The sequence below is a fragment of the Aquimarina sp. 433 genome, assembly GCF_054054605.1.
In genome coordinates, this window is record NZ_JBSWZK010000005.1 from 162,150 (window position 1) to 188,172 (window position 26,023).

Here is a 26,023-nt window from a genome sequence, read left to right on the forward strand (position 1 = left end):
ACAACGAAATCATTACCTGCAAAAACTTTACATAATAATAATAATTAGCTCGACTGAAATTTTATACTAAAGATCAAAAACTCTACTTAGGTTAAAACCGAAGAAAAAATCTCCATCACCCCAATCACCAGAAGCCTGACCAAGGAATCCATTCTCGAACATAGGTTGTGCATTGGTAAAATGTAATTGAAAAACGTGACCACCAGTTTCTATATCTACGCCAATGGACAGTGGATTTTTGAACGCAGAACTACTACTTCTGTTTAAATGATATCCATAATCTACATTTAAACTAAATCGTTTTGTAAGTTTATAACGACCACCAACACCCATAATAAATTGAGAATTATCCTGATCATCAAATCTTACAAAATTTTCGTGAAGATAGGAAGGCGCAAGTTCTAGAGATAACCTTTTTCCAAATTTCCTAGCAATCAAAACCTGAGAAACATAAGACAATCTGTTATTGAATTCTAATTTTGGCAATTGATCTGTATCTAAACCAGTATTTACGGTTACTAAATTATATCCTACGATTGTTAACGGAAAACCATTTTTCTTTTGTCTAAATAACCTATATTTTACGTGACCTCCATAAGTTTTCTGAAATGAACTTCGGGCAATTCCAATATTAACGGCATCAGAGATCCCATAAATAAATTTTAATTGAGTAACCGCTTGATCCAATCCAAAGAAGTCATCAATTCCGTTTTCTACACTACCAAATCGATGCGCTACAATAAAAAATAGATTTCTCTTATTAACCAGTTTTGTGGATTCAAAATTAACAATCTTCAACCCTTTAAAAGTTGAGGATACATAATTATCTTCCTGTATACCGGACTCTAATTCATTTAACAAATCATCCTGAGCTAATAGAGTATAAGGGAATATTAATAAAATTAAAATGAGTTTTTTCATTAAGACGATATTATAATAAGAATAAGTGTTTTTACTATTTTACTATGGATGCCTGATCAAGTTTTACTATTTCTAACAATTCATCATACCCAATACATCTTCCCTTTATGGAGTAAACGGAATTCAAATTGGTTTCCAAGATACCATGATTGGCATCAAAAGTACAGTAGACAGCATTTGCAAGCATTAAAGAATTTGATTCAATTTCTGTAAGTGCTCCTTTTACAATGATAGTTTTGTTTAAATATTTCTTCGAAGCTAGTTCTGCATCCTTGGAAAACTCTTTCACCAAACTAATTGCCTCTAAATTAAACGACGCTTCTTCCTTTTCAATATTTCTATGAGATTGATACAGATATTTATACCCAAAAAAACCACCAATGGCTAAAATGACTAGAATTATTATAAGCTTTTTCATAACGAAGTATTAGGCTTAAGTTGTTTTAAAAGTATGAAAATTATCCTCCGAATGAAACATATTTTTGCATATGAATGAAATTTGATCTAATTTCTACCGACCAAAACTTAATATATAACTCACTTATGAAAGTACATTTTCTTAAATTCTTTGTCTTTTGTGCACTATTTATACATATTGGTTGCGAGAATGATAGCGAAGATGATTTGGTTGACACAACGCCTCCTGTTACCTTAGTTACCTATGAATCTGACGTGAAATCTATTATCGACACAAACTGTATTGCTTGTCATAATGACCCTCCTGTTAACTTTGCTCCAATGCCTTTATTAAATTTTACACAGGTAAAAGAAGCTGTAGATAATCGTGGCCTGCTAGATAGAGTATCCTCTGAAGATATTAGTTTTTTGATGCCTGCAGGTGGCCCAAGACTTCCACAGGCAACTATTGATATCATTTTACAGTGGAATACAGATGGATTATTAGAACAATAAAATAACAACCATTCTATGAAAAATATCATATTCGTTTTTCTTTTTATTATTTCTGGAACTGTCCTTGCCCAAGGAAAATTCATTACTAAAAAAGGTGTTATTAGTTTTGAAGCTTCCGTACCTTCTTTCGAAGAAGTAAAAGCAAAAAACACGACAGTAACGGCGATCTTAAATACTGATAATGGAGAAATTGCTTCTCTAGCATTGGTAAAAGGTTTTAGATTTAAAAATGCCTTAATGGAAGAACATTTTAATGAAAACTATATCGAATCTGATGATTTTCCAAAAGCTACTTTTAAAGGCGTACTAGTAGACTTTGATGTAGAAAATTTACAAAAAGAATATATCATTAAGGGGAAGTTATCGCTACACGGAAAATCAAAAGAGATACAAACTAAAGGGATCATAACAAAAGACGGAAATACAATTTCTATTTCATCAACATTCATTGCAAAACCAGAAGATTTTGATATTAAAATACCAAGTATTGTAAGTAAAAAAATTGCAGATGATATCTCGGTATCCTTAAATTTTCTTCTAATAAAGAAATAAATAACAACGGTAATAAATTAAAATAAATTCTATACGAACAGACATTTTCATTTTTTTCAACACAAATTTTAATTTTAAAAGGCTTAACTCTTACAACCCGAATGAACTCACTTAAAACACTCCTTTATTTTTCAATTTTTAAGTATCCCCTTTCGGCTAGGGAAATTTTCTTATTTTCTTCTGCAGCTGATGAAAATGAAGTAAATCATGAATTGGATCTTTTAAAACAAAAAGGAGTCGTATCTATCGATAATGACTTCTATTTTTTAGACAATAATCCTTCTTTGGTAAAACGACGAATTAAAGGTAATAAAATGGCTAATTCTGTTATGGACAAGGCAATTAGGAAAGGAGCATTTATTTCCAAATTCCCGTACGTAAAAGCAGTTGGAATTTCAGGATCCTTATCTAAAAATTATCATGATATAAATGGAGACGTTGATTATTTTGTAATTACCAAATCTGAAAGATTATGGGTTGCTAGAACCTTATTAATGTTATACAAAAAGATTTTTTTATTGAACTCCAGAAAGTTTTTTTGTATTAATTATTTCGTAACCGAAAACTCTCTGGAAATATCTGAGAAAAATATTTTTACCGCTACAGAACTTTTAACGCTGATTCCAATTACTGGTGATTTTACAGAATTTTACAATCAAAATCGCTGGGTTTCTAATTTTCTTCCTAATCTAGAAATTGGAAAACCTTCAATTATCTCTGCAAAAAGAAAACCTATAACCTCAAGATCCATCGAATTCTTATTGCTTAGTAAACTCGGAAACATTTTGGAATCAACATTTCTAAAACTTACTCTTAAGAAATGGAACAATAAATTTAAGACTTTAAGCAAAGAAGATTTCAAAATAGCTATGAAGTCCACACAAGGTGTATCGAAACATCACCCTCAAAACTTTCAAAAACAAGTAATTAATAAACTAAATAAAAAATACCAAGAATTTCAATCAAGGTATAATATAGAATTAGAAAAAGAACATGCTTGATATTTTATTTTCACATTCTTATTATTATCCACTGGACCAGAAGCAATGGGATAACAAAACTCCTTATCCACCTCTAGGAACAATATATGCTGCCGCTTTAATGAGAGAAAAAGGGTTTAAAGTTGATCTTTTTGACACGAATCTAAAAGATAACCCTTATGAAATAGAAAAAGAGATTATTCATAAAAAACCTAAATTTCTTGTATTGTACGATGATGGTTTTAACTATTTAACCAAAATGTGTCTTACCACGATGCGAGAAGCAGCATTTGAAATGATGAGAATTGGAAAAACTCATAATTGTACTATTATTGTAAATAGTTCTGATGCCACTGATCATTATTCTAAATATCTTTATAATGGTGCAGATTACATTATTCAAGGAGAAGGAGAAAACACACTATTAGAGTTAATTGAAACGCTTAATCAAAAAGGGGCAACTGAAAAAATTAAAGGAATTGTATATTCTAGAAATGAAGAAACTATTACAAATCCAAAAAGAGAAGTTCTAAAAAATTTAGATGATCTTCCGTTACCTGCTTGGGATCTAGTCGACATAAAATCTTATAAAGAAATATGGACACGTAGTGGCAAAGAGTTTACCTTAAATCTTGCTACTACACGAGGATGTCCGTTTAAATGTAATTGGTGTGCTAAACCTATTTATGGCAATAGATATAACAATCATTCACCAGAGTACATTGTTAAACATATACAATTGTTACAAAAAAACTATCAGGTATCTCGCTTTTGGATGTGCGATGATATTTTTGGACTTACTCCTGGTTGGGTACAAAGCTTTAATTATGAGCTAAAGAAAACAAATACGAAGCTCAATTATTATATCCAAAGCAGAGTAGATTTATTGCTAAAAGAAGACACTATAGAAGCTTTATCAGAATCTGGTTTGGAAGAAGTTTGGGTAGGAGCAGAAAGTGGTTCCCAGTCTATATTAGATGCTATGGATAAAGGAACTAAAGTTGAAGAAATATATAAGGCAACTCATCTATTAAAAGAAAAAAACATCCGAGTAGCATTTTTTATACAATTTGGATACTTGGGAGAAACTAAAAAGGACATCTCCGAGACTATCAGAATGATCAAAGAACTTATTCCTGATGATTTGGGAGTTTCTGTATCCTATCCGCTTCCTGGAACCAAGTTTTATGAAAAGGTTAAAGATGATCTAAAGTTTAAAGCAAATTGGACTGATTCTGATGATTTAGCTATGATGTTTAAGGGAACTTACAATTCTAAATACTATAGAAAATTACACAGATATGTGCATAAAGAATACAGAAAAAGTCAAGGATTACAATTTTTAAAAAAAATATTCAAAAGCCCTTCTAAAGTATCTGCCATTGCCGTGAAAAGAATAGCTTACCTTTTATATTATTTCCCAAGTGCTTTTATAGACGCACAAGTTTTAAAAAGAATGGAACATTTAAATGAATGAAAGTTTTGACATATCCGCTATTTCTTATGATACTGTTTTCACAAATAGTCATATCGGCAAACTTCAAAGAAAAAGAGTGCACGATTTTCTAATAACTACGTTTCCTAAAAATAGCAGCTTAGACATTTTAGAGGTCAACTGCGGAACTGGTCATGACGCAATCTGGCTTTCAACCTTAGGCCATCATATTATAGCTACAGATATATCAACAGAAATGATCGCTGTAGCAAATTCAAAACTTACTAAAGAAAGTAACCAACCAGATTTTAGACAATTAGACATTAATAGTTTAGACAACACAGATTTTAATAGGTCTTTTGATCTTATCTTTTCAGATTTTGGTGGTTTAAATTGTCTTTCTCCTCTAGAATTAGAAAACTTTTTTAGTGCTGCAGCAAAAAAACTAAAACCTAACGGTAAAATCGTAGCGGTTATCATGCCTAAAAATTGCCTTATGGAAAGCCTTTATTTTATAATGAAAGGTAATTTCAGCAACGTATTTAGACGAAATACGAAAAAGGCAGTTCTCGCAAACGTTGAAAATACTTCGGTCAAAACTTGGTACTATAATTCTAAGGATATAAAAAAGAACTCTAGCAGTTACTTTCGCATTCAGAAAACTAAACCAATTGGTTTTTTTATTCCTCCCTCCTACCTCGAAAGCTTTTTTAAAAACAGATTAGGATTATTAAAATTATTAAATCGTTTAGACTCGTTTTTCAAACACACTACTTTTATATCCAGCTTCAGTGATCATTACATAATCTCATTATCTAAGAAATGAGCATCGTATTAACCCATGCATATTACCTAAGTACAGATCCTAAAGAACATAGGATTATGAAACCATATCCTCCATTAGGTCAGTTATATATTTCCTCATATCTAGAGAAGTATGATGTAAAAAATTATGTTTTTGATACTACTTTTAGTTCGAAAGAAGAACAGTTACAATTTATTCAAGCTAAAAAACCAGATCTTGTTGCGATATATGCAAATCTTATGACTAAAGTAGAAGTTATAGAACTAATAAAAATACTTAGTACGGATGCTGTATATGGATTCCCAAAAATAGTCTTAGGAGGTCCAGATGTCACTTACAATACCGAAAATTATTTAAAATCAGGAGCACAATATATCGTAATTGGCGAAGGCGAAGAAACTTTATATGAACTTTATTTAGCTATAAAAAATAAAACGGAAATTAATAATGTCTCTGGAATTGCATATCTGGATAATGAAAAAGTAATCAAAACTTCTGCAAGGGTTAAAATGAAGGATCTATCCGTCCTTCCATTACCAAATAGGAAAGCGATAGATATGCAATTGTATTTAAAAACCTGGAAAAACAATCATGGACAAAGTTCTATGACTGTTAGTACACAACGTGGTTGTCCATATACATGCAAATGGTGTAGTACAGCGGTTTATGGTCAAAGTTATCGTAGAAGACCTGCAAAATTAGTAGCGCAGGAACTTGCGATGTTAAAAGAAGAATATAATCCTGATACTATTTGGTTTGTAGATGATGTATTTACTGTAAGTCATAAATGGTTAGGAGAATTTCATAAAGAAGTAATCAAACAAGATGCTATCATCCCTTTTGAATGTATTACCAGAGCCGAAAGATTAAATGATGAAGTACTACAGCAACTCAAAGAAGCTGGTTGTTATCGTATTTGGATTGGTGCAGAAAGTGGCTCACAAAAAATTGTGGATGCTATGGATAGACGTGTTAAAGTAGAAACTGTTAGAGAAGCCATTCAAAAAACCAATAAATTAGGTATTGAAACAGGAACTTTTATCATGGTTGGATATCCTGGAGAAGACGAAAAAGATATTGCAGAAACTATTCATCATCTCAAAATTGCCAATCCTACACATTTTACCATTACAGTTGCCTACCCTATCAAAGGAACATCACTTTATAATGAAATAGAAAATGATATTACCATACAACCTGATTGGAATACCTCAACAGATAGAGATATTGATTTTAAACGAACTTACCATCGTAAATTTTATGACTATGCCGTAAGAAGAATTGTAAATGAAGTAAACTATTTTAAAAAGGGTAATGGATTAATCTCGAAATATAAATTAAAACTCAAATCTATGGCTGCTTTGGTTTTAATGAAATATTACAAGTTTAGATAATAGATAATGGGTAGCTTTTTAATTTTATTTTCGGAAAAATTTGCTCCTTACTCCTTAGTTTTCATTTTTTTTATTCTAAGCTTTATAGGGATTACTCATCATGAACTTTGGTTAGATGAATCCCACAGTTGGTTGTTAGGAAGAGATAGCAACTCTCTATCCGATCTTATAATAAATACCAGCTATGAAGGACACCCGATACTTTGGAATATAATACTATTTTACATTAACCGGTTTTCTTCGAACCCTTTTTGGATGCAATTGCTACACATTATTATTTCTAGCATAGCAGTCTTCATATTTCTTAAAAAAGCCCCTTTTTCTTTATTATTTAAGATATTATTCATTTTCGGGTATTTTATATTTTTTGAGTACAATATAATTAGCAGAAATTATGGATTAGGAGTTTTATTTTTATTCTGTGCTTTAGCAATCTATAAAGACAGACATGAAAAATTTATTCTTTTTATTACTTTTCTGGCTATTGCAAATCATGTCCATTCAATTTTTATAATACTTTCATTCGCATTGCTTGGTATCATTTTTCTTGAAATGATCCCGAAAGAAGATTTCTTTTTAAAAAAGAAGTTTCTTATTGGTACTCTAATCTTTGTAGGGATCACAGCGCTTTCAGTTATTCAAATCATTCCTCCTTCCGATAGTTTATATTTTGAAAGAACAACAGATCTTTCTGTATTTGAAAAACTTTCTAAAAGTGCAATTACATTTTTTAAAGGAGTATTTTTTATTCCTGATTTTAGAACGCTTCATTTTTGGAACACCCACTTGATTGTAAATCTTAGCAAACCGTTTGCAATCATACTAGGAATTATAAGTATATTCATTCCTTGCTTCTTATTTTTTAAAAATAAGTTGGTTCTAATCTATGCTTATTTAGGAATTTTGGGAACGATAGTTTTCTTCTTTGTTACTCAAGTATCAGCACCTAGATTTTTTGGAGTACATTTTCTTTTAATAATCACAGGATTATGGATTAATCACTACTACCCGTTTCAAGCAAACATAGTCAATTCTAAACTTTCATTAATGTTATTAAAAAACATAAAAAAGAGTCTTGTTTACAGCATGTTAATAACACAAATGATCGTTGGAATAACTACATTTTGTATAGATTTATCCTTACCCTTTTCGAATTCCAAACAAACCATTACTTATCTAAAAACATCCAATCTCAATAATAAAATGGTCATTACCCAAGGATGTGGCGGCACTCCTTTGAGCAGTTATCTAGAAAAGCCTATTTTTTTCCTCGATGCAGACAGCTATGAAAGTTTTTGTAAATGGAATCGTAGAATTCCAATAGTACAAAATCCAGAGAAAGCTTTAAATGATTCTTTACAAAAGGTGCTAAACAATGTAAATCAGAGTGTTATTTTTATATCTACCCATTCTTTAAATACTGAAAAACAAATGACACTTTCAAATTCTTTAAACTATAAATTCTTGAAAGGTTTTAATAGTAGTATTGTCAAACAAGAAAGTTATTATATATATGAAATATCAAAAATATAAATACGGTATTCCAATATTGCTAATTACAATTACGCTATTGATACTCTCTTTTAGTTATCCAAAAAAGAGTAATATGATTAATTTAAAATGGAATAAATCATATCCCGAGGACACGTTTACCAAAAATGTGATTGCTCTAAAATGGTGTTTATCCTTTTTAGGTTCTGATCTGGTAGCAGATACGAAAACGGTAGGTATTTCAACAAATAAAGAACCTATAATAACTTTAAATATCCAACAATTAAAATTCAATAAAAATGCATCCAAATACCTAAAGAAACTTCATTCTCAATTAAAAAAAACAGAAGAATATAAAAAAAACAATGCTATTGATCTCGGAAGATACATAGCACTTACTATTGGTAGCTCCTATCATTATTACAAAATTGTAGATATACCTAACAAGCTTCAAGAGTATCATACTTCATATGCTTTTGATACTATAAAAGGCTATATCGATGATTCCAGTGTATCACTCGTAGACAGAATTATTTCTATATCAAAAAATAACACAGAAAATAGACAAGCATATATCTCCGCCGAAGTAGATTCTGTATCAAAAGAAATATTCGAATATGAAACTTTAGAAATAATGAATAATGGTCAACTAAAGTTTGGAATATATGACCGCAATGGAAATATTAAAGACGTTGCAGATCGAACGGTCACAAATGCTGGAAAACCAGCAAAGTGTATTTGGTGTCATGAAACAGGAATACAACCTTTATTTAGCAAACAAAATAACTATCCTGGATATTTAACGTACCCAGAATTAAAAGACTCTTTGGATAGGAATAATAAACTTCTACGATCATATCAGGACAAACATTGGCAGGATAAAGAAATTAGAAATAAGAGATTACATACTGAAATGGAAATATCCTATATTTCATTTATGGAACCTTCTGCAGAACATATTTCGAATGAGTGGGGTATTTCTATTGAAGAAGTAAAAACCAAATTAAAACATTTAAAAACACACAGACATCATGAATTTGGATTTATTGGTGATTTATACCATAGAAAAGATATTGATGCACTAGCACCTTGGAAATCCTTAGAGATTCCCGAAAGTATGCGCGAGAAATCTGCTAATGAGGTTAATCATCTAAAATAGTATGTTACATTCAAAAAAGATAGTAGTTATTCTCCCTGCCTACAACGCAGAAAAAACATTACAAAAGACTTTTGAAGAAATTCCTTTTGATATTGTTGATGAAGTAATTCTTACAGATGATTTTAGTTCGGATCAAACCGTTCAGCTTGCAAATGAAATTGGAATTCAACATATTATAGAACACAAAACCAATATTGGGTACGGCGGAAATCAAAAATCATGTTATAAACGTGCATTGGCCATTGGTGCTGATATCATAGTCATGCTACACCCAGATTATCAATACACTCCCAAACTCATTCCTTCGATGGCTTATTTAGTAGCAAATGATATCTATGATGTAGTACTTGGTTCCAGAATATTAGGAAAAGGAGCTATACAGGGAGGAATGCCTATCTATAAATATATAGCGAATCGAATTCTCACCCTTTTCCAAAACATAATGATCAATCAGAAATTATCAGAATATCATACGGGATATCGATGTTTTTCTAAAGAAGCGCTGCTAAAAATTAATTTTAAAGACAATTCGGATGATTTTATTTTTGATAATGAGATATTAGCACAATGCTGCTTTCATGGCTTTCGTATTGGAGAAGTATCTTGTCCGACCAAATATTTTGAAGAAGCTTCTTCCATAAACTTTAGAAGAAGTGTTATCTATGGTTTAGGTATTGTTAGAGTATCAATCCAATATTTTCTTCATAATAGTAAAATATTAAAATCACGTTTATTTGAATGAAAGGGATTTTAGCAAAAGAACAGAAATGGATACTATATATCTTACCACTACTATTGATGGGTATTATATATATTATAAAATCCTATTTCTTTTTACCTCATGATTTTGCTAATTATTACTTTGGAGCTTATTTCTTAGAAAACGGAAGTTTCTCTAAAATTATTTATGACCCTACATGGTTTAATCAAAAAATCTTCGAGATTCAAAAAAACGTTTTTGCAAGTTATTCGCCGAACACTCCATTTCTGGCTTTGTTCTTTGTTCCTTTTACATTATTTAGTTTTTCTACCGCAAAAATTGTTTTTAATTCTTTAAGTCTAATCTTATTTCTGTATACACTAAAAAACATATTTACTACTTATAAAATCTCAAACATCCATTATGTTACTGTTTTTCTGGTATTCTTAATTCCTATCAAAAATAATATCCTTTTTGGTCAGGTATACTTGTTACTCTTCTTTTTAATTTCTGAAGGTTTTTTAGCTTATAAGCAGGAGAAAAGATTGAAAATGGGAATCTTATGGTCCATTGCAATACTCCTAAAAGTATTTCCTTTAATTCTTTTTGGGTTTTTACTTTTCCAAAAAAAAATAAAAAGCTTTCTGGTTTTAGCGTTTTGTACTGCTATAATTTTAGCTATTTCCATCTCTGTAAACGGTTTCGATGCATGGATGTATTTTATAGAAAACATACTACCAAAAGCCAATAAAGGAGAGATATCAGGAGAGTTTATTAAAGGGTATCAATCCATATTAATGTTTCTAAAACATGTTTTTATACACAATGAGATCAAAAATCCGGATGCTATAATTCATAGTCCCAGCATATATTATTTGCTATTAATAGTATCTAAACTACTAATCATAGGATATGGATTATTAATTACTTGGAATCAAAAGTCAAAACTTCTTAGGTTTTCATACTGGATACTTGCATCTTATTTACTGTCTCCATACGGAAGTAGTTATAGCAATATTTTACTTATTATACTTTTAATTCAATTACTCAGAGAAAATTCAAAAGACTATCTGGTTTTATTTGGAGTAGCTATTCTATTTCTTATTTGTAATTTTCCATTTCACTATACCTACAATTTACCTCTACCCTTTTCTTTTTTAAAACTATTCCTATATTTATCATTATGGTGTCTCCTTTTCTTCAAAAAAATAAATTTAGCAAAATGGCATCTAAGTATCTTGCCTATTAGCCTATGTGTTTCCGCTATATTCTTGTGGAATAATGATGAAAAAAAGATAAATCCAGATACAAATTACCTACTCGAAAAAGATCAACACCAAGCGTTGATATATGATTATTATGTAGAAAATGAGGTGTTAATGTATAAGTACTGGACAGAAGAAGGAAGTCAAACTAAGCCGACAGACATCAATGTAAAAAGTATAAATTATGAAATTAGCATAAAAAACAATCAGATCTATCATGGTGCAACCAAAATTACAGATGATCCTTCTAACAAATATAAACCCGCAATTATCAATGAAGATACTTTGATTTATCTTTCGGATACTCAAAGAGGCTATGGTTTTTACACTTTTAGAAAGATAATCTTGACAAAAAATAAGTATTAATGAATTTTTTGATTTTAATAAAACGAATACAACGGGTGATTCCAAAAGAGTATCGAAAGACTTCGAAGTATTTCTCCTTGCTTTCATTTTTCTCATTAATTCTTGATGCCTTTTCTATCTTTTTATTGATTCCTGTAATCATATCCATTTTAGGGCAAAAACATTCATTCGATTTTCTTAATGTCACTATTGAAACCAATACCCGATATGTGTTACTAGGTGTGGTCATCTTATTTTTTGTTGCAAAAAATTATATAGCCATAGAAATAAATAAATACCAGGCTAAAAAAGCATTTGAACTAGGTTCAGAATATTCTTCATTGTTATCAAAATTTTACTTGTTAGAAAATTACGTAGCATTCAAGCAAGAAAAAAAGTCTACAGTTGCAAAGGATATCATATTTGTTCCAAACGATTTTGTTAGTAACGTATTACTATCTCTCAATACCATACTTAGCGAACTTTTATTGTTATTTATACTATGTCTTATAGGTGTTTTCTTTAATTACATAACTACTCTGCTTATCATTATGATTATGGTTGTGATTTTTATGGTTCATAAAAAATATAATAGCGCTGATTTAGAAAAAATAAACAAAACACGAATTAACGATTACAACCAAAATATTAGTAACCTAAATAATTTGCTAAACGGTTATCTTTCTTTAAAATCTTCGAATATCTCTGCATATTTCCTAAATGCATTTCATAACTCTAACAAAGCGCTTAACGAAAGCTATGCAATACTGCATGCCAAAAGGGTAAATAGTACAAAGCAAACAGAGATTATTTTGATTTTAATCTTATGCGTAATTTTCATGATTACTAATGTTTTGATCACTGACAAAACTAACGCTACGGTTTTTTTATCCGTATTCGCAGCCTTATTGTTTAAAGCAATCCCATCACTAAATAAATTAAATATTGCCTTTACCAATTTCAAAGCACACCTATATACCTTAGATATTATTGAAAAGAAGACTAATATTTCCAAAGACAAAAGAACAACTAACCCTATAATTTCTTTTGAAAAGGAAATTTCTTTACAAGATATTTCTTTCTACTATGATCAGGATAAAAAGATTTTAGACAATCTGAATTTAAAATTTTCGAAAGGAAAGTTTACTGCTATTTCTGGAAACTCAGGAGTTGGAAAGACTACCCTATTAAATGTTATTTCTAAACTTATAAAACCTACTTCTGGAAATATCTATATAGATGATATTAAAATCACGGAAGAAAATAAATATGAATATTTTAATCTTTTCACCTACCTCACACAAAAACCTTTTATCTATGAAGGTACGATTCTAGAAAATATCGTTTTAAATAAAACAGATTACAATAAGGAAGAACTTAACGGATTGATTTCTGATTTAAAAATAGATAAAATAATAAATCAATTTCCAGATGGGATACATACTTTTATTGGATCGGATGCTGGTAATTTATCTGGTGGTCAATTGCAACTAATTTGTATAGCAAGAGCCATCATTAATAACCCAGAAATCCTCATATTGGATGAAGCTACCAATAATCTAGACAAAGAAGCTGAGATTAGAACATTAAGCTTTCTAAAAACTTATGCGTCCAAAAACAACTGCACAATCATTACCGTATCTCATCATATAGACGAGACTAAAAACATGTATGACTCCGTAATTGAACTAAAAAAGTAATCATGAAATTTAGTATCATAACCATTACATATAATAGAGCTCAATTGATTGGAGAAACCATAGAAAGTGTTAGAAATCAATCTTATCAACATTATGAACACATTATAATAGACGACGGTTCTAATGACAATACAGAAGAGGTAATACGAAGTTATAAAGATGATAAAATTATATATCACAAAATTAATAAGGTTGGAAAACTAAGTGTTTTAAGAAACATTGGTCTTAAAAATGCAACTGGTGAGCTCATTACTTTTTTAGACTCTGATGATCTCCTACATCCTGAGAAACTTGATCAAACACTCAAAACATTTCTAAAACATAAAAACTTACAGATGAGTGCGCATAATTTGTCGCTGTTTAGCAAAGAAGGAATGTATAAAAACAAAGTTTATCAATTTCATAAAGATTTTAAAAAGAATATACTTCTGGACTTGTTATATAATAGAATTCAATCCTATTCTTCCTATACCTTTACATCAAACATTCTAGAAACTATAGGATTATTAGATGAGAGTTTTCATGACGGACAACATGATTTTTTTGCAAGAATTGTAAGTATCCATGAAACATACTTCATACACAAAAGTCTTATCAAACTTAGAAAACACAGAGATAATATGTCATCGAGAGAAAGCGAAGGACCTTTTATCGAATACTTAAAAACATTACAACATTTATATGAAAGTAAAAAAATTCTAAGACCACACTATCTAAATAGAAAGAGCTATATTTATAGTGAAATGGCAAGAATAAATGCAGACAACGTTCAATTTAAAACGTTTCTAAAAAAATCAAATGCACATATCAAATTAAATATTGAAGGGATTAAAATAATCATAAAAAACTTGAAACTCTATCTGTTTAGAAGATCTTATGTTGTTTTTCTAAAATAGATTAAACTTCTAATTGGTAAAACATTTCCTATCAAGTTTATTTGATATTCACAGTATCTAAAAACATAAAATAATTACATACTACTATAACGTAAGTTTTTTAAATAATGACTAAAAACAAAATAATCATATTTAATCCCAGAAGTGCCAATGCCAAACATAGAATTCCTAATTCTATATTACAAGTTGGTGCCTCTATTTATGGAAAGTACGATTTTGTTTTTATAGATGGTAATTTAGAAAGAGACCCTTGGAAAAAAATACTTAGTTATTTCTCTACCGGAGAATACAAGTACTTCTGCTCTACTGTGATGCCAGGACCTCAGCTAAAAGAAGCAATTCCTTTTACCAAAAGACTAAAAGAACAATTTCCTGAGTGCATCACTATTTGGGGAGGATATTTTGCCTCTAATCAATACAAAGTTTGTATCGAAGCTAGTTATGTAGATTATATAGTTAGTGGACCAGGAGACGTTGCTTTCCCTTCGTTATTAGATGCTTTAGAACAAAAGGAATACGCCAAAATAAAAGATATTAAAAATCTTATTTTTCTTGATCCAGCAGGCAATATCATACAAACGCAAAAAGAAAAATTACTTGATCAAGATACTTTACCTCCATTACCATATCAACATCTAAATACCTTTTATGATTTAAAACATTACCTGAGTAAGACCTTCTTAGGAAAGAAAACATTTTCTTATCATTCTAGTTTAGGTTGTCCTTTTACCTGTTCATTTTGCGCTGTCGTTCCTATCTACGATGGTCGTTGGAAAGCGAAATCGGCGCAAACAGTATATGAAGATGTAAAATATTTTAAAAACACATACGGAATAGATGCTATTGAATTTCATGACAACAACTTTTTCACTTCCAGAAAGAGAGTTATCGAATTTTCTGAATTAATCATGAATGATGGAATTACTTGGTGGGGAGAAGGAAGAATCGATACGATTAATAAATATAGTGATGACGATCTCCTAACAATGAAAAAAGCGGGATGCAAAATGATCTTTCTTGGCGCAGAAACTGGAAATGACGAGATCCTAAAACAAATGAATAAAGGTGGTACCCAAACAGGCCAAACGATAAAAGATTTTGCAAAAAGATTAGCTCCAATAGGGATAATTCCCGAATTTTCTTTCGTACTTGGTATGCCCGCCGATTCTCCTAAAAAAGTGATTGATCAGATTAATTGGGATATTCAATTTATAAGAGAAATTAAAGAGATCAATCCCAATGCTGAAATTATTATTTACCTCTACAGTCCTGTAGCAACTGAGGGATCTGAATTGTATGAACAAATCCAAGATGCTGGATTTAGTTTTCCTAAAAAACTTGAAGACTGGTTAGATCCTGCATGGGAAAAATTTGACTTAAGAAAAAATCCTCTAACACCTTGGCTAACTCCAGAAATGGTTGATAAAATCAAAGACTTTGAAACCGTGTTAAATGGCTATTATCCCACAGCTTCGGATTTTAGAATTAAAGGTTTAAAGAAAAAAATATTACAAATCATTGCCAGTATTAGATATCAAAATCAAATCTACAAATATCCATATGAGATAAAGGCACTGCACAAAATATGGAAATATAGACAACCGGAAATACAAGGATTTTATTCTGAATAGTGAGGCTTTTTTTAAAGAAAATAACACATCCATTTTTAAAACTAGGTTTAAAATTATTCTATTTAAAACCAAGAAAATACAGTTATGATGGAATTAAGGTACTTGTCCATCCAGAAGTATTCCCTCCTCATCTTACGTTAAGCACAAAAATTTTGCTAGATTTTATCAACCCCATGAATCTGGAAAACAAAACACTTCTCGAACTAGGTTGTGGATCTGGCATCATTTCGTTATACGCATCTAAAAAACAAGCTATTGTAACGGCTACAGATATCAATAAAATTGCATTGCAATATTTAGAAAAAGCATCACTAAAGAACAATCTAGATCTAGAAATAATACAATCAGATCTTTTTGATAATTTGCAAAATAGAATCTATGATTACATCATTATAAATCCTCCATATTACCCAAGAACCCCAAAAAACACGAAAGAGAAAGCTTGGTTTTGTGGAGAGAACTTCGAGTATTTTGAAAAATTATTTAAACAAATTCCGAATCATATCACAAATTCATCTAATGTCTTTATGATTCTATCTAACGATTGTGATATCGAGCATATAAAGAGTATAACCTCGAAATTTGATCTTAACTTGAAAATCTTCTTTGAAAAAAAGATCTTGGGAGAAATCAATTATATTTTTAAGATCGCATCTAAATAGGTCATTTATTCAGAAAAAACTATAGGTTCTTTTTTATTAAAATCTTCTTCAGATATCTTATGACCATTAATCATAGTGGTATCCCAATCCTGAGTAATCTTCCAAACTCCTTCTATCTTTTTTAATACAATATGAAATTGACCATAAATAAGCTGAGTTTTGTCATTGGTAGTAAGTCCTATTTTATAGAAACCAACTTCATATGAGGTATCTTCATTAGTATGCCTGGAATCAAACCAAAAGTCGAGTTTGATTTGAGTCTTACTTTCTTTAGAAGCTTTAAAACTCTCTATATTCTTACGTTTAAAATCATCCTTTGTATCAATACCATTAGGTGTTACTCGTATGACACCAGTAGCATAAATTGCGTTTAGCGCATCGGCATCTTTTGCTTCATATGCTTTCTGAAAAGAAGCCCAAACAGTTTTATCAATATGTTGTTGTATTGCTTCAACATTGGTTTGTGCCAAAGTACTTAAACTGGATAGTATAAACCCAAAAAGAAAACATACTCGTATTACCATTCTGCTATTAATCATCATCGATATTTAAATTTTAGTCTATCTAAAGGTATACTAATAATCTATAACTAATATATTCGAACAAAAAAATCCCGTCAGAAAACGGGATTTTAGTTATATGCAGTATAAAATTATTTGCTCAAATACATCTTACGTCTAGCGTATAGATCATAGAACTGATCATCCTTAAGATCATCTATAAATAAAATACTTTCTCCAGTACTCTTCATTTCTGGACCTAATTTCTTATTTACATTTGGGAATTTGTTAAAAGAAAATACCGGCTGTTTGATTGCGTACCCTTCTAAATGTGGTTTGAAATCAAAATCTGTAACTTTCTTTTCCCCTAACATTACCTTAGTTGCATAATTCACGTAAGGTTCTCCGTATGCTTTTGCAATAAAAGGTACGGTTCTAGATGCTCTTGGATTCGCTTCTATGATATAAACCGTATCATCTTTTATAGCAAACTGAATATTAATCAGACCAACTGTATTTAATGCTAAAGCAATTTTATGTGTATGATCCTTGATTTGTTGCATTACAAACTCTCCAAGGTTGAACGGAGGTAATGTTGCATTTGAATCTCCTGAGTGGATACCACAAGGTTCAATATGCTCCATAATTCCGATGATGTATACATTTTCTCCATCGCAAATCGCATCTGCTTCAGCTTCGATTGCTCCATCTAAATAGTGATCTAATAATAACTTGTTATTCGGAATTTTACGAAGTAAATCAACTACATGCTCTTCTAATTCTTGCTTGTTGATCACAATTTTCATTCCTTGACCTCCTAATACATACGATGGACGTACTAATATTGGAAAATCTAAACGATCCGCTACTGCCAACGCTTCATCTGCAGTTTCTGCTGTATCAAATTCTGGATAAGGAATATTATTCTCTTTTAACAGTGTAGAAAAACTTCCACGATCCTCAGCAAGGTCAAGAGACTCATAGCTCGTTCCGATGATATTAATACCATAACGATCAAGTTTCTCGGCTAATTTCAATGCTGTTTGACCTCCTAACTGTACGATAACACCTTCAGGTTTTTCATGCCTGATGATATCATAGATGTGCTCCCAGAAAACAGGTTCGAAATATAATTTATCCGCTGTATCAAAATCCGTAGAAACAGTTTCTGGATTACAGTTAATCATAATCGTTTCATATCCGCATTCTGCAGATGCTAAAACTCCATGCACACAACAATAATCAAACTCGATTCCCTGTCCAATTCGGTTAGGACCAGAACCTAATACCACGATTTTCTTTCTATCTGTAACTACACTTTCATTAGCAACAATTACTTCTCCTTCTGGAGTTTGCGTTTCTGCTTCGAACGTAGAATAGAAATAAGGTGTCTGCGCCTTAAACTCCGCAGCACAAGTATCTACCAGTTTATAAACTCTATTAATTCCGAGTTCATCTCTCTTATTATATACTTCACTTTCATAACAACCAACCATATGTGCAATTTGTCTATCAGCAAATCCTTTTTGTTTCGCTTCCAGTATCAAATCCTTAGTTAATGATTGGATGGTATAAGTAGAAATTTCCTTTTCTAGTAAATGTAGTTCTTCGTATTGCTTTAAGAACCACATATCGATCTTAGTAATCTCATGAATACGACTTAACGGAATCCCCATCTGAATAGCATCATAGATCACAAAAACTCGATCCCAACTAGCATAAGTTAGCTTCTCGATAATCTGATCGTAGTTTTTGTATCCTTTTCCGTCTGCACCAAGACCATTTCTTTTAATTTCTAATGACTGTGTAGCTTTGTGTAATGCTTCCTGGAAAGAACGTCCAATTCCCATTACCTCACCTACTGCTTTCATTTGTAGTCCAAGAGTGCGATCAGAACCTTCGAACTTATCAAAATTCCAACGAGGAATTTTTACGATTACATAATCCAATGTAGGCTCAAATAATGCCGAAGTAGATTTTGTAATTTGATTATCTAATTCATCTAGTGTATAACCAATCGCCAATTTAGCAGCAATTTTTGCAATCGGATATCCAGTAGCTTTGGATGCCAATGCCGAAGAACGAGATACACGAGGATTGATTTCAATTGCGATGATGTCTTCATTCTCATCAGGACTCACAGCAAATTGTACATTACAACCACCAGCAAATTCACCAATACTACGCATCATATGGATCGCCATATCACGCATTTTCTGATATGTCTTATCACTAAGTGTCATTGCTGGAGCTACTGTGATAGAATCTCCAGTATGAATACCCATAGGATCCATATTTTCGATAGCACAAATAATAACTACGTTATCATTGGCATCTCTTAATAATTCTAATTCATATTCTTTCCAACCAATTAGTGCTTTATCAATCATTACTTCATGGATTGGAGATGTTTCCAATCCACGAGTTAATAATTCATCGAAATCTTCTTCTTTATATACAAAAGATGCTCCCGCTCCTCCTAAGGTATAAGAAGCTCTAATTACTAAAGGAAATCCAAATTCCTGAGCAATTTCTTTTCCTTTTAAATAAGACCCTGCAGTTGCTTGCGGTGCCATTCCAACACCAATTTGAAGCATTAATTCTCTAAACTTTTCGCGGTCTTCAGTAATATTGATTGCATCGATATCAACACCTATAATCTCAACATCAAAATCTTCCCAAATTCCTTTTTCATCCGCTTCGATACATAAATTCAAAGCAGTTTGTCCTCCCATGGTTGGTAACACTGCGTCTATATTAGGATGCTTCTTAAGAATCTCTATAATAGATTTAGTATTCAATGGCTTTAGATATACGTGATCTGCCATGGAAGGGTCCGTCATTATAGTCGCTGGATTAGAATTTATTAATATTGTTTCTATTCCATCTTCTCTTAATGAACGTAGTGCTTGCGATCCTGAGTAGTCAAACTCACAAGCTTGTCCAATGATAATTGGACCTGATCCAATGATTAGTATACTTTTTAGTTTTTGATCTTTTGGCATTTTGGTGTTGGTATTGAAAAATTAAAAATATTTTATAGGTATTGACTAGATATAAAAAAAGGCGTTACTCCTAAAAGTAACACCTTAATATTTTCACTGCACTACAATCATTAGTGCTTGTGTCTTAATTCAGAAGAAACAGATAGCTTTTTTCTACCTTTAGCTCTTCTACGAGCAAGGACCTTTCTACCATTAGCAGAAGCCATACGCTCTCTAAAACCGTGTTTGTTTTTTCTCTTTCTCTTCGATGGTTGAAACGTTCTTTTCATTGCTATCTCTCTTTATATATCTTCTTGAAATCTCTTTTTAAATACCTATTGGGCATCTCATCCCAAAACTGCGGGCAAATATACGAAGAGTTTTTACTTTCGCAAACCTAATTATCAAAATTTTTTAATTGTTTTTATTACCTTTGCCGCGATTAAAAAATAACGGATTTCATGTATAACAAAAATATTAAATTAGTAATAGCCGCATTAATTGTTGGAACTGCCATTTGGCAAATGATAGAAGGATATATTGGTAATGGGATCATGCTAATTTTACTAGCTTCAGTTTTTGTATTCTTATATTTTAAAAACGAATTAATCTTATTAGCTTTTCTAAGATTACGTAAACAAGATTTTCCTGGAGCAAAGAAATGGTTGGATAAAATTAAAAATCCAGAAAGTGCTTTAACAACGAAACAACAAGGATATTATAACTATCTTTTAGGGATCATGTTGTCTCAAACAAATATTACGCAAGCAGAAAAATATTTAAAGAAAGCAATCAAACTTGGTCTATCGATGAATCAGGATCTAGCCGTTGCTAAACTTAACCTAGCAGGAATTGCAATGACCAAACGCAGAAAGCGTGAAGCTCAAAATTTACTTACCGAAGCTAAAAAGTTAGATAAGCATGGTATGCTAAAAGAGCAAATCTCCATGATGAAACAACAAATGAAAAGAATTTAGGCACACTAATTGTACCTACAATTACGTTATCTATTAGTTTTAGGGGTGAAATAAATAGTGTACTGAGACCAAAAAATAACGTTTTACACTACGAAAACTGTTATTTTTAAAGACTTTATAGTACTTTAGCTATCGTAACAAGGTTGTAATGAAGAAAATATTAATTCTAGGAATACTCTTTTTGTGTATTGGAAATACTTTTGGACAAATTGGACAAACAGAAAGAAAAGTTCCTTTTTCCATAGCTGTTGCAGCTCATATCAAAAAATATAATCTCAAAAGTAATGAGGCATACAAAGACCAAGATCTGGAATATGCGCAATTCTTATTTGATTCTTTAGTTCAAAACCATCTGGTTGGAACCTATATGGACGATTTTAAAATGAGTCCATTAAAAGGAGAGCCTATCTCATTTAAAGAAATAGAAAAGCCTATCTTCCTTATTACCTATGCCACTTGGTGTGTTCCTGGTATAGGAGAAATACCAGCACTAAATGACCTTGCTGATAAATTCCATGATCAAATTGATTTTATTGTCTTGTTTTGGGACACAAAAGAAAGGTTAAAGGAGAAAGTAGGTGAATATAGTGAAAACATACAGCTTCTATATGTTAATGAGCTTACGAATCAAAACTCCTACATTATTAACAACCTAAAACATTCGTTAGGTTTTCCGATGATGTATTTTATGGATAACGAAAAGAAGTTATTGGATATTCGTAAAATTGTTACACATCACTCTAGTGAAACACTAAGCAACTCTTATACGATACACTATAACTCATTATCCAAAGGTGTCTCTTTATTAATAGCAGATCTTGATGCTAAAGGTGAATTAGTCCCTAAAGCTGAAGAGGAAGAAAAGAAAAAGTCTAGAGAAAGAGGAGATACTCGTACCCAAGAAGAACGTGACATCGATGAAGAGTACGAACGCTATAGAAGAGAAAAAGACTCTTTAGAAAATCAAAGAAGAAGAGATAATAAATAAGAACATCCTTTTATCTCTTAATCCTTAATTATTATTTATCAAGATTACAATTATATTTAATCAGATTATCAAGATGGATAATCATTGATAATCTTACCCCTTTATATAAGGTATTTATATCACATCTCTCAAAAATTTAACCTTAGTAGTATTAAAGTGATCGTAGTGTAACCTTAGTTTTACAATAAGCTAATTTAAGTTTCATTTATTGTGCGAAATTTAAAATTACAAAAATGAAAACTCTTAAACGTATTACACTATTATCATTAATTATTACAATGATTACTTCTTGTGACTTCATTGATGATTCCAGTGGTGATCCAGGATCTGGTGATGGTCAAAGACCTTTAATAATTGCTCATAGAGGTGCACAATCAGTTTTACCAGAACATACTTTAGAAGGATATGCCAAAGCTGCTGAATTGGATGCAGATTTTATCGAACCAGATTTAGTTCTTACCAAAGACGGTCATTTAATTGCTCGTCATGAACCTTTTCTTTCCAGCACAACAAATGTTTCTGAACTTCCTGAGTTTGCTAATTTAAAAACCACTAAAAACTTAGATGGTAAAATGATCACTGATTGGTTTGCCTCAGATTTTACTCTTGCCCAAATCAAAACTCTTAAAGCAATACAACCGTTTAATGGAAGACCTACGGTCTTTGACAACTTATTTGATATCCCAACTTTCGAGGAGATCATCTTACTGGCAAAAAAAGAATCTATTAAAAGAGGTAGAACTGTAGGTATCTATCCTGAGATTAAACATCCTTTATTTCATAATGAGATTTTTGGAACACATTTTATGGAAAACAAATTATTACAAGTGCTTTCTAAATATCATATAAACAGAAAAAGTGCTCCAGTATTTGTTCAATGCTTTGAAGTAGAACCATTACAATATATCAATAACAAGTCTTCTGTAAAACTTGTACAATTAATTTCTACTTATAATATTAACAAGGATGGATCTTTAGACTACAATGTTCCTGTAGGAGACTTCATATCTTATGGTGCTCCTTTCGATTTTTACAGCAATGGAGATACTAGAACCTACGAATTTTTCACCACTAGAGAAGGAATGGAATTCGCTGCTAGTTACGCTGACGGAATTGGTCCGTGGAAACCTTTCATCATTTCGTACAAAACCGAAGATTCTGGAGAGCTTACTTTATTACCTCCAACGGATTTTGTAACCTTAGCACATGAAAACAATTTATTAGTACACCCATATACCTTTCGTAATGAAAATACACAATGGAGTGCTGGTAACCCTGAAACAGAGTATCACTTATTTTTTGATGCAGGCGTAGATGGTCTTTTTACAGATTATACAGATGAAGCAGTTAATGCATTAGACACTTGGCAAAACTAATAAGTCTATATGTAGACCAAGAAATTATTCTATTTATATCAAAGCCTCTTTTTAATCAAAAAGAGGCTTTTTCATTGATATTAAAAAATTGTTTTAGTTTGAATAAAGGGTTTATTTTCCAAAAATCATTTTCAGTGCTACCAATAATAATACACCACCGAATATTTTTTTTAGTATTGACTGATTAACAGAAATAGCCAATTTACTACCTAAGTAGCCACCTATAATAAACGTTATCGCAATAATAGCTGCAAATTTCCAATTTACATGTCCTGCTTTGTAGTAATTAAACGCTGCTAATAGTGTTACAGGAACAGAAAGCACCGCTAAACTTGTACCTTGTGCTTGGTGCTGCGTAAAGCCAACCCATAAGATTAGAAGAGGTATCATGACAACACTCCCACCTATGCCCATAGTTCCACTAAGAAAACCCGCTAGTAGTCCAATTACCACTAACGAAATAATAGTCATTGTATCCATACCACAATTTTACAATAATTGTGGTAATCGTACATACATAAAACACGTAATCTTTATGGAAAAGCAATGAAGTTTATTGTCCCATTCCTGTTTTATAATATCCTTCTCTAGGAATTTTAATTAGATATTCCTTACCTGTTCCATTGTTCAGGTGTGTTTCGCGTAACCAAGGGTTATGCAATTTTAAAATTTTATAATTGATATTATATTTTGCTGCGAACTCGTTAAAATCTGCTATAGGCTCATCCACTAATACATTAAAAGTAGGAATATATTCATATAAGTCTTTTTGACTAAAATTAAATCCATACTTCTTAGGATTGCTAAGGATTTCTTTTACCGCAGCAATTCTAAACACATATCTTCCTGTTTCTTGTCCTAATAAAAGATCGTAATATGAAGTTGCTTTTTGTCGCTGCAATTGCTTGTTTATCCCAGCAGGACCAGCATTATATGCAGCTGCAGCTAGTGTCCAGCTACCAAAACGCTCTTTTGCATTTTTTAAATACTTACAGGCAACTCTTGTAGATTTTTCTATATGATAACGCTCGTCTACATTGTTATTCACTTCTAGACCATATTCTTTTCCAGTTGTCTTTAGAATTTGCCAGAAACCAGTAGCTCTCGCTGGAGAAACAGCTTGTGTTAAACTACTTTCGATTACAGCAAGATATTTAAAATCATCAGGAACTCCTTCTTCTTTTAGAATCGGTTCTATAATCGGAAAATATTTATTAGCTCTTTTAAAAAGCAACAAACCGTTAGATTGCCAGTATGTATTTACTAATAGCTCTCTATCCATTCGCTCTCGAATATCAGGGTTTTCAACCGGAACTAACTCACCAGCGAAATTGATATTCTCTGGCATAGGTACAGCATAGACATTGTAGTCATTAATCAACTTTTCTTCTAAAAGTTCTTGCGCAATTGGTTTTTGAGGTTCTTCTTGGGTGGCGTTAACCAAAATACTAAAGGTAAATAGCGCACCTAAAAAAATCAGCATTTTTCTAATCATCTTCATGTTTAAGTAGGTTTTATAGGGGAAATACTTTCTAAGTTTCCAAAATAATGTAAAATATTGGAATATCGGCAATTAATTCTCAATAATTTCAGGTAAATGCTTATTAAACCACCTTGCACGGTTAATAATCATGACATGAGTACCTTTTTCAACTGTTATACAGCTATCTACATACGAAATAGGAAAAACAATATCTTTATCTCCATGGATGTGAACTATCCCATCAATAGATTCTTCCTGATCCCAGCATACTATTTTTTCTATGGCCCAATCTAAATACGTTTTATCATTTACAGATAAATACTTTTGATACATCGCTGCTCTTTTTTTGGCGAAGTCTCCAAAAGCTAGTTTTTCCCAATTATCAATTTTAGAAACCAAAGAAGTAGGCATTAATTTATACGCCTTAGTCTTGCGAACAATATGCATTCGTTTAGGTAATTCGTACTTGTTTTTAACACTCGAAATAATTATTAATTTCTTTAATTTCAAATACTTACTCATTTCCTGAACCATAATCCCTCCAAAAGAAACACCTATTAGCACACAATTTTCATGCTCAATCTCTTCGCACATTCGCTTGGCATACGCTTCTATCGATTCATTTTTATCCGGAATCTTCCAAGGAAGTGTATGAGTTTGATAAGATACCTCAGGTAATTTTATAAATTCAAAAATGGATACATCTGCAGCCATGCCTGGAACGAAATAAACATGGGTAACTTCCTTCATACTAGGTATTTTAACAGTGATTTATCAGTTTAAAGTTCTAATTTTCTTATCTTTGCAGCTCAAAACTATAGTAATACTTTATCAGAAAAAAGTAAACAGGGTATTAAATTATTGTAA

General features: G+C 31.3%; 25 protein-coding genes. 17 read left to right on the plus strand and 8 right to left on the minus strand.

What is annotated here, in order from left to right; all coding sequences use genetic code 11:
* Positions 1-66: 66 nt before the first annotated feature.
* Together ACWNT5_RS12080 and ACWNT5_RS12085 are read right to left on the minus strand one after the other, a co-directional pair.
* The gene (locus ACWNT5_RS12080) at positions 67-921 is read right to left on the minus strand and encodes a DUF5777 family beta-barrel protein (RefSeq protein WP_299607534.1); all 855 of its coding nucleotides are present in this window, start codon (positions 919-921) and stop codon (positions 67-69) included.
* Positions 922-955: 34 nt separating this feature from the next.
* Positions 956-1,339, minus strand: coding sequence for an OB-fold protein (locus ACWNT5_RS12085; RefSeq protein ID WP_456517462.1), 384 nt, complete (start codon positions 1,337-1,339; stop codon positions 956-958).
* A 125-nt stretch (positions 1,340-1,464) separates the two neighbouring features.
* On the opposite strand from ACWNT5_RS12085, the gene ACWNT5_RS12090 reads away from it, so the two are divergent.
* From ACWNT5_RS12090 to ACWNT5_RS12155, 14 genes are all read left to right on the plus strand, one after another.
* The gene (locus ACWNT5_RS12090) at positions 1,465-1,833 is read left to right on the plus strand and encodes a hypothetical protein (RefSeq protein ID WP_299607538.1); all 369 of its coding nucleotides are present in this window, start codon (positions 1,465-1,467) and stop codon (positions 1,831-1,833) included.
* 15 nt (positions 1,834-1,848) lie between these two features.
* The gene (locus ACWNT5_RS12095) at positions 1,849-2,385 is read left to right on the plus strand and encodes a YceI family protein (RefSeq protein ID WP_456517463.1); all 537 of its coding nucleotides are present in this window, start codon (positions 1,849-1,851) and stop codon (positions 2,383-2,385) included.
* Between the two features lie 101 nt (positions 2,386-2,486).
* Positions 2,487-3,386, plus strand: a complete 900-nt coding sequence (locus ACWNT5_RS12100; protein ID WP_456517464.1) for a nucleotidyltransferase domain-containing protein — start codon at positions 2,487-2,489, stop codon at positions 3,384-3,386.
* Positions 3,379-4,842 carry a B12-binding domain-containing radical SAM protein gene (locus ACWNT5_RS12105; RefSeq protein ID WP_456517465.1) on the plus strand — a complete coding sequence of 488 codons (1,464 nt, stop codon included), beginning with the start codon at positions 3,379-3,381 and terminating at the stop codon, positions 4,840-4,842. Before ACWNT5_RS12100 ends, ACWNT5_RS12105 begins: the two co-directional genes overlap by 8 nt.
* Positions 4,835-5,626 carry a class I SAM-dependent methyltransferase gene (locus ACWNT5_RS12110; RefSeq protein WP_456517466.1) on the plus strand — a complete coding sequence of 264 codons (792 nt, stop codon included), beginning with the start codon at positions 4,835-4,837 and terminating at the stop codon, positions 5,624-5,626. The genes ACWNT5_RS12105 and ACWNT5_RS12110 overlap by 8 nt, the downstream gene beginning before the upstream one ends.
* Complete coding sequence (locus ACWNT5_RS12115) at positions 5,623-6,999, plus strand: B12-binding domain-containing radical SAM protein (protein WP_456517467.1); 1,377 nt, start codon at positions 5,623-5,625, stop codon at positions 6,997-6,999. Before ACWNT5_RS12110 ends, ACWNT5_RS12115 begins: the two co-directional genes overlap by 4 nt.
* A gap of 552 nt (positions 7,000-7,551) precedes the next feature.
* Complete coding sequence (locus ACWNT5_RS12120; protein WP_456517468.1) at positions 7,552-8,532, plus strand: hypothetical protein; 981 nt, start codon at positions 7,552-7,554, stop codon at positions 8,530-8,532.
* Between the two features lie 73 nt (positions 8,533-8,605).
* A complete protein-coding gene (locus ACWNT5_RS12125; protein ID WP_456517469.1) occupies positions 8,606-9,649 on the plus strand; it encodes a hypothetical protein in 1,044 nt (347 codons plus the stop codon).
* A gap of 1 nt (position 9,650) precedes the next feature.
* Positions 9,651-10,391, plus strand: a complete 741-nt coding sequence (locus ACWNT5_RS12130) for a glycosyltransferase family 2 protein (RefSeq protein ID WP_456517470.1) — start codon at positions 9,651-9,653, stop codon at positions 10,389-10,391.
* Positions 10,388-11,980, plus strand: a complete 1,593-nt coding sequence (locus tag ACWNT5_RS12135) for a glycosyltransferase family 87 protein (RefSeq protein ID WP_456517471.1) — start codon at positions 10,388-10,390, stop codon at positions 11,978-11,980. The genes ACWNT5_RS12130 and ACWNT5_RS12135 overlap by 4 nt, the downstream gene beginning before the upstream one ends.
* Positions 11,980-13,659, plus strand: a complete 1,680-nt coding sequence (locus tag ACWNT5_RS12140) for an ATP-binding cassette domain-containing protein (protein WP_456517472.1) — start codon at positions 11,980-11,982, stop codon at positions 13,657-13,659. Before ACWNT5_RS12135 ends, ACWNT5_RS12140 begins: the two co-directional genes overlap by 1 nt.
* Before the next feature lie 2 nt (positions 13,660-13,661).
* Complete coding sequence (locus ACWNT5_RS12145; protein WP_456517473.1) at positions 13,662-14,555, plus strand: glycosyltransferase; 894 nt, start codon at positions 13,662-13,664, stop codon at positions 14,553-14,555.
* 107 nt (positions 14,556-14,662) lie between these two features.
* Positions 14,663-16,186: a B12-binding domain-containing radical SAM protein gene (locus ACWNT5_RS12150; protein WP_456517474.1), complete on the plus strand. Its 1,524-nt coding sequence runs from the start codon at positions 14,663-14,665 to the stop codon at positions 16,184-16,186.
* The gene (locus ACWNT5_RS12155; RefSeq protein ID WP_299607565.1) at positions 16,186-16,848 is read left to right on the plus strand and encodes a methyltransferase; all 663 of its coding nucleotides are present in this window, start codon (positions 16,186-16,188) and stop codon (positions 16,846-16,848) included. The genes ACWNT5_RS12150 and ACWNT5_RS12155 overlap by 1 nt, the downstream gene beginning before the upstream one ends.
* A 5-nt stretch (positions 16,849-16,853) precedes the next feature.
* Here the strand turns inward: ACWNT5_RS12155 and ACWNT5_RS12160 are convergent, their stop codons facing one another.
* The 3 genes from ACWNT5_RS12160 to rpmH all read right to left on the minus strand — a co-directional run bounded on the left by ACWNT5_RS12160 (position 16,854) and on the right by rpmH (position 20,622).
* Positions 16,854-17,390 (minus strand): YybH family protein, encoded by a 537-nt coding sequence (locus ACWNT5_RS12160; RefSeq protein ID WP_299607567.1) that lies wholly within the window; start codon positions 17,388-17,390, stop codon positions 16,854-16,856.
* Between the two features lie 110 nt (positions 17,391-17,500).
* Positions 17,501-20,353 carry a carbamoyl-phosphate synthase large subunit gene (gene carB / locus ACWNT5_RS12165; protein ID WP_299607569.1) on the minus strand — a complete coding sequence of 951 codons (2,853 nt, stop codon included), beginning with the start codon at positions 20,351-20,353 and terminating at the stop codon, positions 17,501-17,503.
* 110 nt (positions 20,354-20,463) lie between these two features.
* A complete protein-coding gene (rpmH, locus tag ACWNT5_RS12170) occupies positions 20,464-20,622 on the minus strand; it encodes a 50S ribosomal protein L34 (protein ID WP_081414554.1) in 159 nt (52 codons plus the stop codon).
* Between the two features lie 171 nt (positions 20,623-20,793).
* Between rpmH and ACWNT5_RS12175 the strand changes: the two genes are divergently transcribed.
* From ACWNT5_RS12175 to ACWNT5_RS12185, 3 genes are all read left to right on the plus strand, one after another.
* On the plus strand, positions 20,794-21,309 hold the full coding sequence (locus ACWNT5_RS12175) for a tetratricopeptide repeat protein (RefSeq protein ID WP_299607571.1): 516 nt from the start codon (positions 20,794-20,796) through the stop codon (positions 21,307-21,309).
* Positions 21,310-21,457: 148 nt separating this feature from the next.
* Positions 21,458-22,297 carry a TlpA family protein disulfide reductase gene (locus ACWNT5_RS12180; protein WP_299607574.1) on the plus strand — a complete coding sequence of 280 codons (840 nt, stop codon included), beginning with the start codon at positions 21,458-21,460 and terminating at the stop codon, positions 22,295-22,297.
* Between the two features lie 233 nt (positions 22,298-22,530).
* Positions 22,531-23,673 (plus strand): glycerophosphodiester phosphodiesterase, encoded by a 1,143-nt coding sequence (locus ACWNT5_RS12185; protein WP_456517475.1) that lies wholly within the window; start codon positions 22,531-22,533, stop codon positions 23,671-23,673.
* A gap of 111 nt (positions 23,674-23,784) precedes the next feature.
* Here ACWNT5_RS12185 and ACWNT5_RS12190 read toward each other — a convergent pair whose 3' ends face one another.
* The 3 genes from ACWNT5_RS12190 to ACWNT5_RS12200 all read right to left on the minus strand — a co-directional run bounded on the left by ACWNT5_RS12190 (position 23,785) and on the right by ACWNT5_RS12200 (position 25,906).
* Positions 23,785-24,153, minus strand: coding sequence for a sulfite exporter TauE/SafE family protein (locus ACWNT5_RS12190; RefSeq protein WP_299607577.1), 369 nt, complete (start codon positions 24,151-24,153; stop codon positions 23,785-23,787).
* 73 nt (positions 24,154-24,226) lie between these two features.
* Positions 24,227-25,174, minus strand: coding sequence for a lytic transglycosylase domain-containing protein (locus ACWNT5_RS12195; protein ID WP_299607579.1), 948 nt, complete (start codon positions 25,172-25,174; stop codon positions 24,227-24,229).
* A gap of 72 nt (positions 25,175-25,246) precedes the next feature.
* Positions 25,247-25,906 carry an alpha/beta hydrolase gene (locus ACWNT5_RS12200; protein WP_299607581.1) on the minus strand — a complete coding sequence of 220 codons (660 nt, stop codon included), beginning with the start codon at positions 25,904-25,906 and terminating at the stop codon, positions 25,247-25,249.
* Positions 25,907-26,023: the final 117 nt, after the last annotated feature.

Coding starts and splice junctions, on each gene's coding strand:
- ACWNT5_RS12080 (WP_299607534.1), bottom strand. CDS start 921: ATGAAAAAACTCATTTTAATTTTATTAATATTCCCTTATACTCTATTA.
- ACWNT5_RS12085 (WP_456517462.1), bottom strand. CDS start 1,339: ATGAAAAAGCTTATAATAATTCTAGTCATTTTAGCCATTGGTGGTTTT.
- ACWNT5_RS12090 (WP_299607538.1), top strand. CDS start 1,465: ATGAAAGTACATTTTCTTAAATTCTTTGTCTTTTGTGCACTATTTATA.
- ACWNT5_RS12095 (WP_456517463.1), top strand. CDS start 1,849: ATGAAAAATATCATATTCGTTTTTCTTTTTATTATTTCTGGAACTGTC.
- ACWNT5_RS12100 (WP_456517464.1), top strand. CDS start 2,487: ATGAACTCACTTAAAACACTCCTTTATTTTTCAATTTTTAAGTATCCC.
- ACWNT5_RS12105 (WP_456517465.1), top strand. CDS start 3,379: ATGCTTGATATTTTATTTTCACATTCTTATTATTATCCACTGGACCAG.
- ACWNT5_RS12110 (WP_456517466.1), top strand. CDS start 4,835: ATGAATGAAAGTTTTGACATATCCGCTATTTCTTATGATACTGTTTTC.
- ACWNT5_RS12115 (WP_456517467.1), top strand. CDS start 5,623: ATGAGCATCGTATTAACCCATGCATATTACCTAAGTACAGATCCTAAA.
- ACWNT5_RS12120 (WP_456517468.1), top strand. CDS start 7,552: ATGATCCCGAAAGAAGATTTCTTTTTAAAAAAGAAGTTTCTTATTGGT.
- ACWNT5_RS12125 (WP_456517469.1), top strand. CDS start 8,606: ATGATTAATTTAAAATGGAATAAATCATATCCCGAGGACACGTTTACC.
- ACWNT5_RS12130 (WP_456517470.1), top strand. CDS start 9,651: ATGTTACATTCAAAAAAGATAGTAGTTATTCTCCCTGCCTACAACGCA.
- ACWNT5_RS12135 (WP_456517471.1), top strand. CDS start 10,388: ATGAAAGGGATTTTAGCAAAAGAACAGAAATGGATACTATATATCTTA.
- ACWNT5_RS12140 (WP_456517472.1), top strand. CDS start 11,980: ATGAATTTTTTGATTTTAATAAAACGAATACAACGGGTGATTCCAAAA.
- ACWNT5_RS12145 (WP_456517473.1), top strand. CDS start 13,662: ATGAAATTTAGTATCATAACCATTACATATAATAGAGCTCAATTGATT.
- ACWNT5_RS12150 (WP_456517474.1), top strand. CDS start 14,663: ATGACTAAAAACAAAATAATCATATTTAATCCCAGAAGTGCCAATGCC.
- ACWNT5_RS12160 (WP_299607567.1), bottom strand. CDS start 17,390: ATGATGATTAATAGCAGAATGGTAATACGAGTATGTTTTCTTTTTGGG.
- carB (WP_299607569.1), bottom strand. CDS start 20,353: ATGCCAAAAGATCAAAAACTAAAAAGTATACTAATCATTGGATCAGGT.
- rpmH (WP_081414554.1), bottom strand. CDS start 20,622: ATGAAAAGAACGTTTCAACCATCGAAGAGAAAGAGAAAAAACAAACAC.
- ACWNT5_RS12175 (WP_299607571.1), top strand. CDS start 20,794: ATGTATAACAAAAATATTAAATTAGTAATAGCCGCATTAATTGTTGGA.
- ACWNT5_RS12180 (WP_299607574.1), top strand. CDS start 21,458: ATGAAGAAAATATTAATTCTAGGAATACTCTTTTTGTGTATTGGAAAT.
- ACWNT5_RS12185 (WP_456517475.1), top strand. CDS start 22,531: ATGAAAACTCTTAAACGTATTACACTATTATCATTAATTATTACAATG.
- ACWNT5_RS12190 (WP_299607577.1), bottom strand. CDS start 24,153: ATGGATACAATGACTATTATTTCGTTAGTGGTAATTGGACTACTAGCG.
- ACWNT5_RS12195 (WP_299607579.1), bottom strand. CDS start 25,174: ATGAAGATGATTAGAAAAATGCTGATTTTTTTAGGTGCGCTATTTACC.
- ACWNT5_RS12200 (WP_299607581.1), bottom strand. CDS start 25,906: ATGAAGGAAGTTACCCATGTTTATTTCGTTCCAGGCATGGCTGCAGAT.